The sequence below is a fragment of the Nocardioides campestrisoli genome (genome assembly GCF_013624435.2).
Taxonomy (GTDB): Bacteria; Actinomycetota; Actinomycetes; order Propionibacteriales; family Nocardioidaceae; genus Nocardioides; species Nocardioides campestrisoli.
Window position 1 is genome coordinate 3442651 of record NZ_CP061768.1, and the last position, 12554, is coordinate 3455204.

The 12554-nt window shown below is 72.4% G+C and carries 18 protein-coding genes; 13 read left to right on the forward strand and 5 right to left on the reverse strand.

Going from position 1 to position 12554, the window contains the following annotated elements; translation table 11 throughout:
• Positions 1 to 3 precede the first annotated feature (3 nt).
• From fliW to H8838_RS16215, 4 genes are read right to left on the reverse strand one after another with little or no spacing between them, the layout of a single operon-like run.
• Complete coding sequence (gene fliW / locus H8838_RS16200; protein ID WP_224766193.1) at positions 4 to 456, reverse strand: flagellar assembly protein FliW; 453 nt, start codon at positions 454 to 456, stop codon at positions 4 to 6.
• A complete protein-coding gene (locus H8838_RS16205) occupies positions 453 to 1343 on the reverse strand; it encodes a flagellin N-terminal helical domain-containing protein (protein ID WP_185994600.1) in 891 nt (296 codons plus the stop codon). The genes fliW and H8838_RS16205 overlap by 4 nt, the downstream gene beginning before the upstream one ends.
• Positions 1340 to 2719: a flagellar hook-associated protein FlgK gene (flgK, locus tag H8838_RS16210; protein ID WP_185994599.1), complete on the reverse strand. Its 1380-nt coding sequence runs from the start codon at positions 2717 to 2719 to the stop codon at positions 1340 to 1342. Before flgK ends, H8838_RS16205 begins: the two co-directional genes overlap by 4 nt.
• Before the next feature lie 7 nt (positions 2720 to 2726).
• Entirely contained in the window at positions 2727 to 3203 is a 477-nt protein-coding gene (locus H8838_RS16215; protein ID WP_181313167.1) for a flagellar protein FlgN, read from the reverse strand.
• 245 nt (positions 3204 to 3448) lie between these two features.
• Between H8838_RS16215 and H8838_RS16220 the strand changes: the two genes are divergently transcribed.
• The 5 genes from H8838_RS16220 to H8838_RS16240 all read left to right on the forward strand — a co-directional run bounded on the left by H8838_RS16220 (position 3449) and on the right by H8838_RS16240 (position 7549).
• Entirely contained in the window at positions 3449 to 4294 is an 846-nt protein-coding gene (locus H8838_RS16220; RefSeq protein ID WP_224766194.1) for a sigma-70 family RNA polymerase sigma factor, read from the forward strand.
• Positions 4295 to 4450: 156 nt separating this feature from the next.
• Positions 4451 to 5365 (forward strand): flagellin N-terminal helical domain-containing protein, encoded by a 915-nt coding sequence (locus tag H8838_RS16225; RefSeq protein WP_185994598.1) that lies wholly within the window; start codon positions 4451 to 4453, stop codon positions 5363 to 5365.
• A gap of 110 nt (positions 5366 to 5475) precedes the next feature.
• A complete protein-coding gene (fliD, locus tag H8838_RS16230; protein ID WP_185994597.1) occupies positions 5476 to 6813 on the forward strand; it encodes a flagellar filament capping protein FliD in 1338 nt (445 codons plus the stop codon).
• A 5-nt stretch (positions 6814 to 6818) separates the two neighbouring features.
• Positions 6819 to 7202 carry a flagellar export chaperone FliS gene (gene fliS / locus H8838_RS16235; RefSeq protein ID WP_224766195.1) on the forward strand — a complete coding sequence of 128 codons (384 nt, stop codon included), beginning with the start codon at positions 6819 to 6821 and terminating at the stop codon, positions 7200 to 7202.
• Complete coding sequence (locus H8838_RS16240; protein ID WP_181313163.1) at positions 7202 to 7549, forward strand: hypothetical protein; 348 nt, start codon at positions 7202 to 7204, stop codon at positions 7547 to 7549. The genes fliS and H8838_RS16240 overlap by 1 nt, the downstream gene beginning before the upstream one ends.
• A 17-nt stretch (positions 7550 to 7566) precedes the next feature.
• Here the strand turns inward: H8838_RS16240 and H8838_RS16245 are convergent, their stop codons facing one another.
• Complete coding sequence (locus H8838_RS16245; RefSeq protein WP_224766196.1) at positions 7567 to 8610, reverse strand: protein-glutamate methylesterase/protein-glutamine glutaminase; 1044 nt, start codon at positions 8608 to 8610, stop codon at positions 7567 to 7569.
• 92 nt (positions 8611 to 8702) lie between these two features.
• On the opposite strand from H8838_RS16245, the gene H8838_RS16250 reads away from it, so the two are divergent.
• The 8 genes from H8838_RS16250 (at position 8703) to fliE (ending at position 12549) form a co-directional block, all read left to right on the forward strand.
• Positions 8703 to 9557, forward strand: a complete 855-nt coding sequence (locus H8838_RS16250; RefSeq protein WP_185994595.1) for a CheR family methyltransferase — start codon at positions 8703 to 8705, stop codon at positions 9555 to 9557.
• A 2-nt stretch (positions 9558 to 9559) separates the two neighbouring features.
• The gene (locus H8838_RS16255) at positions 9560 to 9943 is read left to right on the forward strand and encodes a response regulator (protein WP_181313161.1); all 384 of its coding nucleotides are present in this window, start codon (positions 9560 to 9562) and stop codon (positions 9941 to 9943) included.
• Positions 9944 to 9951: 8 nt separating this feature from the next.
• Positions 9952 to 10440, forward strand: coding sequence for a chemotaxis protein CheX (locus H8838_RS16260; RefSeq protein ID WP_185994594.1), 489 nt, complete (start codon positions 9952 to 9954; stop codon positions 10438 to 10440).
• Positions 10437 to 10808: a response regulator gene (locus tag H8838_RS16265; RefSeq protein WP_181313159.1), complete on the forward strand. Its 372-nt coding sequence runs from the start codon at positions 10437 to 10439 to the stop codon at positions 10806 to 10808. The genes H8838_RS16260 and H8838_RS16265 overlap by 4 nt, the downstream gene beginning before the upstream one ends.
• Positions 10805 to 11287: a hypothetical protein gene (locus H8838_RS16270; RefSeq protein ID WP_181313158.1), complete on the forward strand. Its 483-nt coding sequence runs from the start codon at positions 10805 to 10807 to the stop codon at positions 11285 to 11287. Before H8838_RS16265 ends, H8838_RS16270 begins: the two co-directional genes overlap by 4 nt.
• Positions 11288 to 11465: 178 nt before the next feature.
• Complete coding sequence (gene flgB / locus H8838_RS16275) at positions 11466 to 11828, forward strand: flagellar basal body rod protein FlgB (protein ID WP_181313157.1); 363 nt, start codon at positions 11466 to 11468, stop codon at positions 11826 to 11828.
• The gene (locus tag H8838_RS16280; protein WP_181313156.1) at positions 11828 to 12220 is read left to right on the forward strand and encodes a flagellar basal body rod protein FlgC; all 393 of its coding nucleotides are present in this window, start codon (positions 11828 to 11830) and stop codon (positions 12218 to 12220) included. Before flgB ends, H8838_RS16280 begins: the two co-directional genes overlap by 1 nt.
• Positions 12220 to 12549 (forward strand): flagellar hook-basal body complex protein FliE, encoded by a 330-nt coding sequence (gene fliE, locus H8838_RS16285; protein ID WP_181313155.1) that lies wholly within the window; start codon positions 12220 to 12222, stop codon positions 12547 to 12549. The genes H8838_RS16280 and fliE overlap by 1 nt, the downstream gene beginning before the upstream one ends.
• Positions 12550 to 12554: the final 5 nt, after the last annotated feature.

A 12554-nucleotide genomic window follows, 5' to 3' on the forward strand; every position in this document is an offset into this window, starting at 1 on the left:
GAGTCAGGCGACGAGCGGTGTGGCGACCGACAACGAGGTGTCGTCGAGGATGACCTGGCTGGCCTGCCGGGTGACGGTGTTGACCAGGACCGGGGCGAGCAGGTTGGCCGTGGTCTCGGCCAGGGTCGCGCCTGCGGTGAGCACCAGCAGGACCAGCACCTGCGCGGCGTCGGTGATCCCGAGCTCGTCGACCACGTCGTCCCCGACCACCGGCGCGTAGTCGGGGAAGAAGGCGACCGGCGTGGTGACCAGGAACCTCAGGTCCGGGTCCTCCAGGGAGCGCAGGGCGCACAGCGTCCCGTCGTCGTCGAGGCGGACCAGGGTGAACCGTCGCCGCTCGGGGAACCCGGGCATCGGGTTCACCAGCTCGATCACCGGGATCTCGTCCACCGTCGTTCCCTCCTGGCCCTGCTGGGCGCTGTCCGTGGTCGGGTCGATCATGACAGACGTGCTCACCGGAGGAAGTCCATCAGGCTGGGCGCCATCACCCGGCTGGTCGAGGCCAGGGCCGCCTGGTAGGCCAGCTCCTGGGTCTGCAGCTCCAGGATCGCCTTGGGCAGGTCGACCTGCTCGATCCCGGCCAGCGACTTGACCATGCTGAGCTCGCGGGCGTCGGCGGTCTCCACCGCCCGGTCCAGCGCGACCGTCCGGCTGCCCACGTCGATCACCGCCACCCCCAGCCGGTCGAGGTCGCCAGCGACCGTGTCCATCCCGGCCCGCAGCGCGGCGGTGTCCCCGGAGCGGACCGCGGCCGCCATCTCGGTCAGGTGGTCGAAGAGGTTGGCCCCGTCCGGCCCCAGGGTGGCCTCGGCGTCGAGGTCGACGCGGATCCTCACCCCGTCGGCCACGGTCCGGGTGACCTGGCCGGCCACGCCGACGTACGTGCCGCCGGCCGAGTAGGCCTCGCTGCCGCCGGAGATGCCGCCCATCACCGGGCGGTCCTGGTGCTTGGTGTTCGCGAGGGCGATGAGCGAGTCGCGGATCTGCTCGATCTCGCCGGCCAGCACCTCGCGCCCGCCCGGGCTGACGGCACCGGGGTTGGCGGCCTGGATGCCGATCTCGCGCGCCTGGCGGGTCCGGGTGATCATCGACTGCAGCATCGTGTCGGCCTCGGCGAGCCACCCCTGCCCGTCCTCGGCGTTGCGCCGGTGCTGGGCCACCTCGGTCAGCGTGGCGCGCAGCCGCATCGCCGTGGTGGTCTCGGCCGGGGCGTCGGAGGGCCGCGAGATCGCCCGCCCGGACGCGACCTGCTCCTGGAGCTTGGACAACCGGGAGAGCCCGGCGTTCAGGTGCTCCAGCGACCGCGAGGTCATCATGTTCTGGGTGACGCGGGTGATGGTCATCGACCCACCAGTCCTGTCCGGTTGATGAGGGTGTCGAGCATCGAGTCCACGGCGTTCATCACCCGCGAGGCGGCCTCGTAGCCACGCTGGGCGGACATCAGCGAGACCATCTCCTCGTCCAGGCTGACCCCGGTGAGCTGCTCGCGCTGGCCGTCGACCTGGGCCACCAGGGAGGCCTGGTTGGTGACCAGGCGGCCGGCGGTGGCGACCTCGGTGCCGAGCCCGGCCACCAGGCGCTGGTAGGCGGTCTCGACGGTGGTAGGAGCAGCCATCGCAGTGGCGTTCTGCCCGTCCAGCACCCCACCGGGGAGCGAGGAGGCCGCCAGTCGTGCGGGGTTGGTGATCGCGAGCCGGAGGGAGCCGGCCGCGTCCGCCGGGTCGTAGGTCAGCAGCGGCGCGCCGGGGTTGCCGTCGCGGTCGAAGCCTGCCTGCTGGCCGGCGTTGAGCTGGTCGGCGAGCGACGCGGCCACGGCGTCCAGGCCGGCGGCGTACGCCGGGAGGGTGACGCTGAGCAGGTCCGCGCCGGCGCCCAGCTCCCCGCGGATGCCCGCAGGCACCGGCACGTCTGCGGCGCCGCCGCGGATCGCGAAGGTCACCGGGACGACGTCCGTGCCGCTGCTGCGCACGAGCGTGCCCGCCTCCCGGCCGCTGACCAGGGGGACCCCGCCGACGGTGACGTCCAGCCCACCGTCGGGGCGCTCGGTGGCCACTGCCCCGGTGAGGCTGGACAGGCTCAGCGCGACCTGGTCGCGCCGGTCGAGCAGGGCGTTGACGTCGGTGCCGGCGGCCCCGTGCTGGGCGATCTGCCGGTTGAGCTCGGCCAGCTCGCCGGCGGCGGCGTTGACCTTCGTCAGGGTGCCCTCGAGCCGGCTGCTCGCGTCCGAGGTCTCCCGGGCCACGTTGGCTGCCTGGGTGCGCACGGCATCGACGAGGGTCTGTGCCCGCGTGAGCACGTGGGTGCGCGCCAGGTCGGAGCCGGGTTCGTTGGCCAGCGCGTGCAGGCTCGCCCGGAAGTCGGCGATCGCGGCGCCCACGCCGTCAGGCCCCGGCTCGGCGATCCCGGTCTCCAGCCGCTCCAGCGTGGTACGGCGTACGTCGAGGTAGCTGAGCGTTGCCCGCTCCTGGCGGACCCGGCCGTCGAGGAACTGGTCGGCGAGCCGGTGCAGGTCGGCCACCCGGACCCCCTCGCCGGATCCCTCGTAGCGCGACCACATCGCGACCTGGGCCGCGGCGCCCACCGACTCCCCCTCCACCCGGCGGCGGTTGTAGCCGGGGGTGGCGGCGTTGGCGATGTTGCCGCTGGCCACGTCCATCACGACGCGGTTGTAGCGCAGCGCACCGAGTGCGCTGTTGAGGGAGGCGAAGGACCCGCTCACGGCCGGCTCACAGGCTCCGGTCGACCAACGGGCGGCGGGTGCCGGCGGAGACGGCGGTGCCGTCGGCGCTGTAGCCGTCGGTGCTCTCGCCGAGGGTCAGGAGAGTCTCCCGGGCCGAGCGGATGCCGGCGGTGACCAGCTCGCGGTTGGCCTCTGCCATCGCGGTGACCTCGCGGGTGATGGCCTCGAAGGCGTCGCGGTGGTCGCCCAGGATCGAGGCCCAGGGCTCGGCCACCGAGTCGGCGAGCGAGCGGAGGCTGGGGTTGGGAGGCATGCCCGCCTCGGCGGCGGCCTCGTCGGCGGCGACGGCGCGCAGCACCTCGGTCTGCCGGATCGTCTCCAGCACCGACTCGACCTCCTTGGCCGCGCGCAGCAGCCACTTCGTGCGGCCGCCGGCCATCACGAGCTGCTCGACCTCGAGCTTGAACAGCAAGGTCTCCAGCAGCTCGCGCTCGCGCCACAGGATGAGCGAGAGCTTCTCCATGTACCGGTCTCCCTTGGGTCTCGACGAGGGCGTGCACTTCCTCGACGGCTCCCATCGGCGGCTCCGGGGGCGACCTGAGGGGTTTGCGCCGACAGCTTCGGGACCTCCGGCCCGCATATGGCTCACCCCCGGTAGTCGGAGCGGGCCATGACGCTGCGGGACCTTCGTCCTGAATGCTGCGCACCCGGAGGGTTGCTCCCTAATTATGGGTACACGGTGCGCTTTCCTGAACGACTCTCGTCCACGTGAGCGAGAAGACCAGGGCCGGGCAGGCCACCGAGGAGCTGATCACGGCGACGATGCCGCTGGTCGGGCACATCGTCCGGGAGATGGCCGGGCGGGTGCCGTCGCACGTCTCTCGCGACGACCTGACCTCCGCCGGCCTGGCCGCGCTGGTCCAGGCCGCCCACGCCTTCGACGCCGAGCGCGGGGTGCCGTTCGCCCGGTACGCCGCCACCCGGATCCGCGGCGCGCTCCTCGACGAGCTGCGCAGCGTCGACTGGGCCTCCCGCTCGGTGCGCCGCCGCGCCCGCGACCTGGACGAGACCCGCCACCGGATGGCCGCCACGCTGGGCCGGGTGCCCAGCAACGCCGAGGTGGCCAGCGCGATGGGGATGAGCCTCGACGAGGTCATCGCCAACGACGACGACATCGCCCGGGCCCAGGTGCTCTCCCTCCAGGGCGCCCCCGACGACGCCCTGGACGAGCTGCTGCCCGCCGACGGCGCCACCCCGGAGCAGCTGCTGGAGCACCAGGAGCGGCTGACCTACATGATCGAGGCGGTCGCCGAGCTGCCCGATCGGCTGCGGATCGTGGTCAACGACTACTTCCTCGCGGAGCGGCCGATGGCCGAGATCGCCGCCGAGCTTGGCGTGAGCGAGTCCCGGGTCTCCCAGCTGCGCGCCGAGGCGCTGAGCCTGCTGCGCGACGTGCTGCACCGTGAGCTGGAGCCCGGGCTGGTCAAGCCCGCCGCCAAGCCGGAGGGCTGCGCCGCCCGCCGCCGCGAGTCCTACTTCGCCGCCGTCTCCGCGCGGCACGCCGCCTCCCTGCGCCGCCCGATGGCCCGGCCGACGCTGGACGCCACCGCGTAGTCGGCTCTTCCCACCCACTTCCCCGGGTCCGAGCAAGGCAGGCGAAAAAACTCTCGCCTGATTTCCTCAGGCCGGTCCGACGGGGGCCGATCTGATCGCCAACGGAGTCCACGGACGGACTCCAGCACGTGACTCCATTCCAGGAAGGAAATCATCATGAGTCTTCGCATCAACCAGAACATCGACGCAATGTCGGCCTACCGCAACCTGTCCACCACCTCGGGGCAGATGGCCAAGTCGCTGGAGAAGCTGTCGTCCGGCTTCCGGATCAACCGCGCCGGCGACGACGCGGCCGGCCTGGCGATCTCCGAGGGCCTGCGCTCGCAGGTCGGCGGCCTCAAGATGGGCGCTCGCAACGCCCAGGACGGCGTCTCGCTCGTCCAGACCGCTGAGGGCGCGCTCACCGAGGTGCACTCCATGCTCCAGCGGATGAACGACCTGGCCACGCAGTACAACAACGGCACCCAGGGTGACGACTCGAAGTCGGCTCTCGAGGCGGAGTTCAACTCCTTGAAGACCGAGATCGGCCGGATCCAGGAGAACACCAAGTTCAACGGTGAGAAGATCTTCACCGGCCAGGCCACTGCTCCGGCGGACAACCCCACCAACGGCGACAAGACCTTCCAGGTCGGCTTCGACAGCAGCGACACCATCACCGTCACCGGCTCCAAGGCGCTGCTGGCCTTCGCCGGCACGCCGAACACGGCTACGCCTCCCGCTGCGAGCAACGGCGAGGGCATCCAGGGCCTGGAGATCAAGTTCACGGCTGCAGGCGCAGACCCGGTCGCCAACCCTTCCAGCGGTGGTTCCAACGCGGTCCAGGCGGCGATCAAGGACATCTCAACGCAGCGCGCCGAGCTGGGTGCGATCCAGAACCGGTTCGAGCACACGATCGCCAACGTCAACGTGGCCGTGGAGAACCTCTCGGCCGCCGAGAGCCGGATCCGCGACACCGACATGGCTCAGGAGATGATGAACTTCACCCGTTCGCAGATCCTCTCCCAGGCCGGCACGGCGATGCTGGCGCAGGCGAACCAGGCGCCCCAGGGCGTCCTCTCCCTGCTCCGCTGATGGCTGACGGCGGTCGGTCGGACGTCCTGGTCGCCCCAGGGCCCCGGCCGGCCGCCGTCTCCGCATCCCCGCCACCCCGTACGACCCGCGGCGCCTGAGAGGAGGATCCCGTGGCCAGCATCTCCGGTCTGTCCGGCTTCGACAGCGCGCAGTTCGTCGACCAGCTCATGCAGCTGGAGACCGCCCCCAAGACGCGACTGCAGACCCGGGTCCGCTCCGAGGAGTCGGCGGTCAGCGCCCTCCAGACGCTCAACACCAGGCTCGCCGCACTCTCCACCAAGGCGGCCGACACCGGTCGCGCCGGCGCCTGGAGCACCCTGACGGCCAGCTCGACCACGCCCGGCGTCACCGCGACCGCGACCGCGGCCACCGCCGCGACCTCCTTCTCGGTCACCGTCGACCGCCTGGCCCGGACCCACCAGCTCACCTTCGCCGCGCCGGCCGCGCTCACCGGCTCTGTCACCGGCGGCGCCACGGCCGAGCCGACGACGGTCCGGCTGGACCGGCTGGACGGCACCGCTCCCCTCGACCTCGAGACCGACGGCACGCTCCAGGGCCTGGTGGACGCGCTCAACGACCCGGCCAACGAGACCGGCGTGCGCGCCACCGCCGTCCGGGTCGCCGAGGGCTCCTACCGGTTGCTGGTCGAGTCCACCGCGACCGGCGCCGCCTCCGACTTCGCGCTCAGCGCGGCCGACGGTTCTCCGCTGCTGGGCGGCGCGACCGCCCGCGCCGGCGAGGACGCCGCGGTCACGTTGGGCGGCATCACCGCCACGTCGTCCACCAACACCTTCGACGACCTGATGCCGGGCGTCACCCTCAGCCTGGCCCCGCCGGCCACCGCGGGCAGCACCGCCACCCTGACCATCGCTCGCGAAGCGGGTGCGGTGCAGACGGCGATGAAGTCGCTGGTCGACGACATCAACTCGCTGCTCACCTCGTTCGACACCGTCACCGCCTCCGGCGGCACCGGGTCGGCCAAGGGCATGCTCGCCGGGGACGTCGCCGTCCGCGGCGTGCGCACCGCGCTCTTCGACGCGGTCTACCCCAAGGACGGCACCACCCTGGCCGAGCTGGGCATCCAGACCGACCGCTACGGCAAGCTGGTGCTGGACGAGAAGGCCCTCGCCGCGGCGTACGAGAAGGACCCGGAGAAGGTCGCGGCGGCCCTCGGCTCCGCCGGTGAAGGCTTCGCCGCCCGGGTCCGCGACGTCGCCAAGTCGGCCAGTGCCCCCGTCGACGGCACCCTGACCGTCGCGGTCAGCGGCCGTCAGGACGGCATCAAGCGGCTGGCCGACTCGGTCGCCCAGTGGGACCTGCGCCTGGAGCTGCGCCGGACCACCCTCACCCGTCAGTTCACCGCCCTCGAGACCGCGCTGACCCAGATGCAGAGCCAGTCCACCTGGCTCGCGGGCCAGATCGGCTCCCTGCCCAGCCGGAACGGATGATCCTCATGGTCCCCTCCAACGCACGCGCCGCCTACCTCGGCGCCTCGGTGAACACCGCGAGCCCCGAGCGGCTGCTGGTGATGCTCTGCGAGCGGCTGGTGCTCGACGTACGTCGCGCCAAGGACGCCCAGGACGCCGGCACCCACGCCGAGGCGCACACCCTGCTGCTGCACGCGCAGGACATCGTCGTCGAGCTGCGCTCCACCCTGCGCACCGACGCCTGGGACGGCGCCCCCCAGCTGGCCGCCCTCTACGACTGGATGTTCGGCCAGCTGGTGCTCGCCAACACCCGTCGCGACAGCGGTGCCACCCAGCACGTGCTGGGCCTGGCCGAGCAGCTGGCCGACACCTGGCGCGAGGCCGCGCTGCAGCAGGCGGCGGCGAGCTGATGACCGGCCCCGAGGACCTGGCCCGCGGCGCGATCACCGCGGCCTGGGTCGCCGAGCTCGAGCGGCTCGAGGCCGACGTGCACCGCACCGAGGAGCTCATCGCCGACCCCACCGAGGCCCTGCTGTCGTGGCACACCCGCCCGGCCTGGCACGCCCCGTCGTTGGGACCGGTCCCGGAGCACCTGCGCCCCCGGGCCGAGGCGCTGCTGGCCCGGCAGGGCGAGCTCCGCACGCAGCTCACCGAGGCGCTGGCCGCGCTCGCGCGTCAGCGCGGCTTCGCCGACCGGGTCAGCGACGCGACCGCGTCGGGCCCCGCCGGTCCGGCGTACCTCGACATCACGGCCTGAGGCGTACGCCCGGCTCCTCAGCCGCGCACCAGCTCCACGAGCCGCGCGGCGATCTTGTCCAGCGCCAGCACCTCGTGGGCCAGCCCGGCGGCGACGACCGCCCCGGGCATCCCCCAGACCACCGACGAGGCCTGGTCCTGCGCCAGCACGGTCCCCCCGGTGGTCTGCACGGCGCGGGCGCCGGCGGTGCCGTCGTGGCCCATCCCGGTGAGCACCACGCCCAGGGCTGCCGGACCGTAGACGTGGGCCCCGGACCGGAACAGCACGTCGACCGAGGGCCGGCAGAAGTTCTCCGGCGGACCCGCGTCGATCCGGGCCAGCACCCGGTCCTCGACCCGGTGCAGGGACAGGTGCCGGTCGCCGGGGGCGACGTAGACGTGCCCCGCCCGCAGCGGCTCGCCGTCGACGGCCTCGGAGACGCTCAGCGCGCTGACCCGGTCGAGCCGGGAGGCGAACATCGCGGTGAAGACCGGCGGCATGTGCTGGACCACCACGACCGGGACCCGGAGGTTGAAGGGCAGCTCGCTGACCAGGGAGGCCAGCGCGTCCGGCCCGCCGGTCGAGCAGCCCACCATCAGGACCTGCGGGGCGACCGCGGGGCTGTGCCGGGCCGGCGGGGGCGGCGGCACCGGCTGGCCGCCCGAGTCCAGGGAGCGGGCGGTGCCCACCAGCGCCCGGATCTTCGGGACCAGCTGGTCGGCGATCTCGCGGACACTCGCGCTCAGGCTGTCGGTGCCGGTCGGCTTGGTGACGTAGTCCGAGGCACCCAGCGAGAGCGCCTCCAGGGTCTTCATCGCGCCCCGCTCGGTGAGCGTGCTGAACATGATCACCGGCAGCCGCGGGTTCGCGGCGCGCAGCCGGCGCAGGGCGGCCAGTCCGTCGAGCACCGGCATCTCGATGTCGAGCACGACCGCGTCCGGGGCCAGCTCCTGGGCCAGGTCCAGGGCGTGCTCGCCGTCGACCGCCTGGCCGACGACCGCCACGCCGGGGTCGGTCTCCAGCGCGGTGGTCACGATCCTCCGCACGGTGGCGGAGTCGTCGACGACGAGCACACTGATCACGCCTGCCCCATCGGCAGGACCGGGCCCGACGTGAGGCGGTTCGGCTGCCTGTTTTCCCTCAGGACGTCGCCCCGGCGACCGATGGGGTTCCCGTGAGCCTCTCGACCCTGAGCTTTGCCTACGTCTCCGACCTCGTACGTCGTGAGACGGCGATGCTCTATCCCCCGGAGAAGGCCTACCTGGTCGAGTCCCGGCTCGAGCCGCTCGCCCGCGCTGCCGGGGCGCGCAGCCTCGAGGCGTACGTCGCCCAGCTGCGGCACGACCCGAACGAGCAGGCCCGGGTCGCCGACGCCCTGACCATCAACGAGACCTCCTGGTATCGCGACAACACGCCCTTCCGTGCGCTGGCCACCGACATCGTGCCGGCGCTGCTCCGCGAGCGGAGCGGTCGGCACCTCTCGGTCTGGTCGGCGGCCTGCTCCAGCGGGCAGGAGCCCTACAGCATCGCGATGACGCTGGAGGAGCGGCTGCCCCAGGACTGGACCACGGAGATCTGGGCGACCGACGTCTCCCCCACGATGGTCGAGCGGGTCGCCGCCGGCCGCTACGGCCAGGTGGAGATGAACCGGGGCCTGCCGGCCACCTCGCTGGTCAAGTACTTCACCCGCACCGGCTCGGAGTGGGAGGTGCTGCCCCAGCTCCGCGCGATGGTGCGCCCCTCGGTGGTCAACCTGATCGACGACCTGCCCGCGATGCCCCGCTTCGACGTGGTCTTCCTGCGCAACGTGCTCATCTACTTCGACCTCGCGGTGCGCCACGAGGTGCTCGACCGGGTCCGGGACGTCATGGCCCCGGACGGCTACCTCGTGCTCGGCTCCTCCGAGACCGCCATGGACCTCGGGGACCGCTGGGTGCGCGAGACCTGCGGTCGACTGCAGCTCCACCGGCCCGCTCCGTACGTGCGGACGCCCGCGGCCGCACCCACCCTCACCGCGACGGGATCCTGAACATGCACGCACTGATCATCGACGACTCCCGCGCCATGCGGCTCATCCTGCGCCGGATCATGGTGGAGCTGGGCTTCGGCGCCACCGAGGCGGCCAACGGCCAGGAGGCGCTCGACCTGCTGCAGGTCGGGCTGCACCCCGACCTGTGCCTGGTCGACTGGAACATGCCGGTGATGGACGGGTACGACTTCGTCACCGAGGTCCGCAAGGTCCGGGAGTGGCGCGACATCACCCTGATGATGGTCACCACCGAGAGCGAGCACGCGCAGATCGTCCGGGCCCTGGCGGCGGGCGCGCACGAGTACGTGATCAAGCCCTTCACCGCCGACGCCATCCGCGACAAGCTGGAGCTGCTCGGGCTCGCTCAGGACGGAGCCTTCGCATGATCCTCGCCATGAACGCCGAGCAGGCGCTCGTCGCGGCCAGTCCCAAGCCGGCCGACGTACGGATGCTGACCGAGGAGGTCTGGGCCTCCTTCCTCGCCGAGCACGGACCGCTCCAGGTCGGCACCGACCCGGACTTCGCCCCCGACTGGTCGGCCAGCGTCACGGTCAAGGGCGAGTGGAACGGCGTGGTCGCGCTGGAGATGAGCACCTCGGGCGCGCAGCAGCTCACCCGCAGCATGCTGGCCCTCGACTCCGCCGCGGAGCTGGTCGACGGCGACCTGGTCGACGCGATCGGCGAGATGGTCAACATGATCGGCGGCAACGTGAAGAGCCTGGTCCGGGGCCCGTGCCGGCTCTCCCTCCCGCTGGTCACCGCGGGCCGGTTCCTGCACGGCTCGGCGCAGCGCGAGGTGGTCCGGCTCGGGTGCACGTGGGCCCGGGAGCCGCTCGCCATCACCGTGCACGCCGGCCGCCCGACGCCGCGGGAGACCCGATGAGGATCCTGGTCGCCGACGACAGCCGGGTGATGCGCCAGATCGTCATCCGTACGCTGCGCCAGGCCGGCTTCGCGGGCCACGAGGTGGTGGAGGCGGAGAACGGGCGCCAGGCCGTCGACCTGGTCGCCCGGGAGCGCCTGGACCTGGTCCTCTCGGACTGGAACATGCCCGAGATGAGCGGGCTCGACGCGCTGTCGCTGATCCGCGCGTCCGGCTCGACGATCCCGTTCGGCTTCGTCACCTCCGAGGGCACCGAGGACATGCGCGCCCGGGCGACCGCGGCCGGGGCGCAGTTCCTGATCGCCAAGCCCTTCACCGCCGAGGTCTTCGCCAGCCAGCTCTCCACGGTCCTGCCGCTCGCCCCATGACCGTCCACCTGCCCGCTCCCAAAGAGGTCAGGGACCTGCTCGCGGACCTGTTGGGCCGCGACGTGGTGATCTCCCCCACCGCCCCGCTCGCGCCGAGCGCGGAGAGCCCCGCCACCTTCGCGGTCTACGTCGACGACTCCTTCCAGGTCGCCGCGGTGATCGTCCTCGACGTGGCCCTCTCGGCGTACGCCGGTGCCGCGATCGGGCTGGTCCCGCCGACGGTCGCGAAGAACTCGATCCGGTGGAACGTGCTCACCCCGCTGCTGGAGGAGAACCTGCGCGAGGTCCTCAACGTCACGGTCAACCTGTTCCACTCCGGCGACTCCGACCACCTCCGGCTGCACGTGGTGCACCCGGCCGGCGGACCGGTGCCGCAGGACGTCCTGGCCCGGTCCCTGACCCTGGGTCGGCGCACCGACGTGAGCGTGCAGGTCGCCGGCTACGGCACCGGGGTGCTCTCGGTCGTGCTCGCCCCCTGACCCGCCCGGGCCATGGCCCCTGGTCATTCCGGGTGGTCCCGGGGCGCCGAAGGTCCCGACCTGGGCGCCGACCCCGCAGAACTCCTCAGCCCGGCGCCGCTGCGGCCGAACTGACCTCCTGAGCACGGAATGCTCACCCCCGCCGAAGGACCGGCAACCCCTCGAGAGAGGCACTGCCTTGTCCTTCGCCGTCACCGACGCGGTCTCCGCCGCGCTCGGCGCCGCCCTCGACGGGGTCTCCGTGCGCCAGCGCGTGATCGCCGACAACATCGCGAACATCGACACCCCGGGCTTCCGGGCGAGCTCGGTCGACTTCGAGTCCTCCCTGCGCGCCGCCATCGCCGGCGGCCAGGTCGAGAACGGCACCCCGCTGTCGGTGACCGCCACCCCCACCGACACCCCCGTGGGCCCGAACGGCAACAACGTCGACCTGCGCAAGGAGTCGCTGGCGGCGATGCAGTCCCAGTTCCAGTACCAGCTGCTGACCCGCGCGGTGAACGACCGCTACTCGCTGCTGCGCACCGCCGTGACGGGGCAGTGATGGGCGCCTTCGACCTGCTGCGGATCGCCGGCTCCAGCCTGGGCATGCACCAGACCTGGCTGGACTCGCTGTCCCACAACATCTCCAACGCCAACACCGCCACCAGCACCGACGAGGACGCCTTCCAGGCCCGGATGGTCGTGGCCCGGGCGCGGCCCGACGGCGGCGTCGACGTCGGCGGCATCGAGCTGGGCTCCGCGGAGGGCCGCCTCGTGCACAGCCCGGACCACCCACTGGCCGACGAGGCCGGCTACGTGCGGCTGCCGGACATGGACATGGCCAGCCAGATGAGCCAGCTGGTGATGGCCCAGCGCGGCTTCCAGGCGTCGGTCCAGGTCACCAAGAACGCCCAGGACTCCTACAACGCCGCCCTGCAGATCGGACGTGGCTGATGAGCATCTCCGGCATCGAGAGCGTCGGGTTCACCCCGTACGTCCCGCCCACCGTCGCCCCGGCCGGGGCCTCCTCCCCCACCGGCGGCTCCTCGGGCGCCTCGGGCGTCGGCGGCTTCGGCGACCTGGTCCTGGACGGGCTGGACCGGCTCGAAGGGGTCCAGGACCGCGCCGACAAGCTGGCCGTCCAGGCCGCCACCGGTGACCTGGCCGCCATGCACGACTACACGATCGCCGCCACCGAGGCCGCGGTCACCACCCAGCTGACCGTCGCGGTGCGCAACAAGGCGCTCGAGGCGTTCAACGAGATCATGCGGATGCAGGTCTGATGAAG

Excerpts from the sequence above, each read along its gene's own strand:
- H8838_RS16205 (WP_185994600.1), bottom strand. The coding sequence starts at position 1,343 with ATGACCATCACCCGCGTCACCCAGAACATGATGACCTCGCGGTCGCTG.
- H8838_RS16215 (WP_181313167.1), bottom strand. The coding sequence starts at position 3,203 with ATGGAGAAGCTCTCGCTCATCCTGTGGCGCGAGCGCGAGCTGCTGGAG.
- H8838_RS16225 (WP_185994598.1), top strand. The coding sequence starts at position 4,451 with ATGAGTCTTCGCATCAACCAGAACATCGACGCAATGTCGGCCTACCGC.
- fliS (WP_224766195.1), top strand. The coding sequence starts at position 6,819 with ATGGTCCCCTCCAACGCACGCGCCGCCTACCTCGGCGCCTCGGTGAAC.
- H8838_RS16240 (WP_181313163.1), top strand. The coding sequence starts at position 7,202 with ATGACCGGCCCCGAGGACCTGGCCCGCGGCGCGATCACCGCGGCCTGG.
- H8838_RS16255 (WP_181313161.1), top strand. The coding sequence starts at position 9,560 with ATGCACGCACTGATCATCGACGACTCCCGCGCCATGCGGCTCATCCTG.
- H8838_RS16260 (WP_185994594.1), top strand. The coding sequence starts at position 9,952 with ATGAACGCCGAGCAGGCGCTCGTCGCGGCCAGTCCCAAGCCGGCCGAC.
- H8838_RS16265 (WP_181313159.1), top strand. The coding sequence starts at position 10,437 with ATGAGGATCCTGGTCGCCGACGACAGCCGGGTGATGCGCCAGATCGTC.
- H8838_RS16270 (WP_181313158.1), top strand. The coding sequence starts at position 10,805 with ATGACCGTCCACCTGCCCGCTCCCAAAGAGGTCAGGGACCTGCTCGCG.
- H8838_RS16280 (WP_181313156.1), top strand. The coding sequence starts at position 11,828 with ATGGGCGCCTTCGACCTGCTGCGGATCGCCGGCTCCAGCCTGGGCATG.
- fliE (WP_181313155.1), top strand. The coding sequence starts at position 12,220 with ATGAGCATCTCCGGCATCGAGAGCGTCGGGTTCACCCCGTACGTCCCG.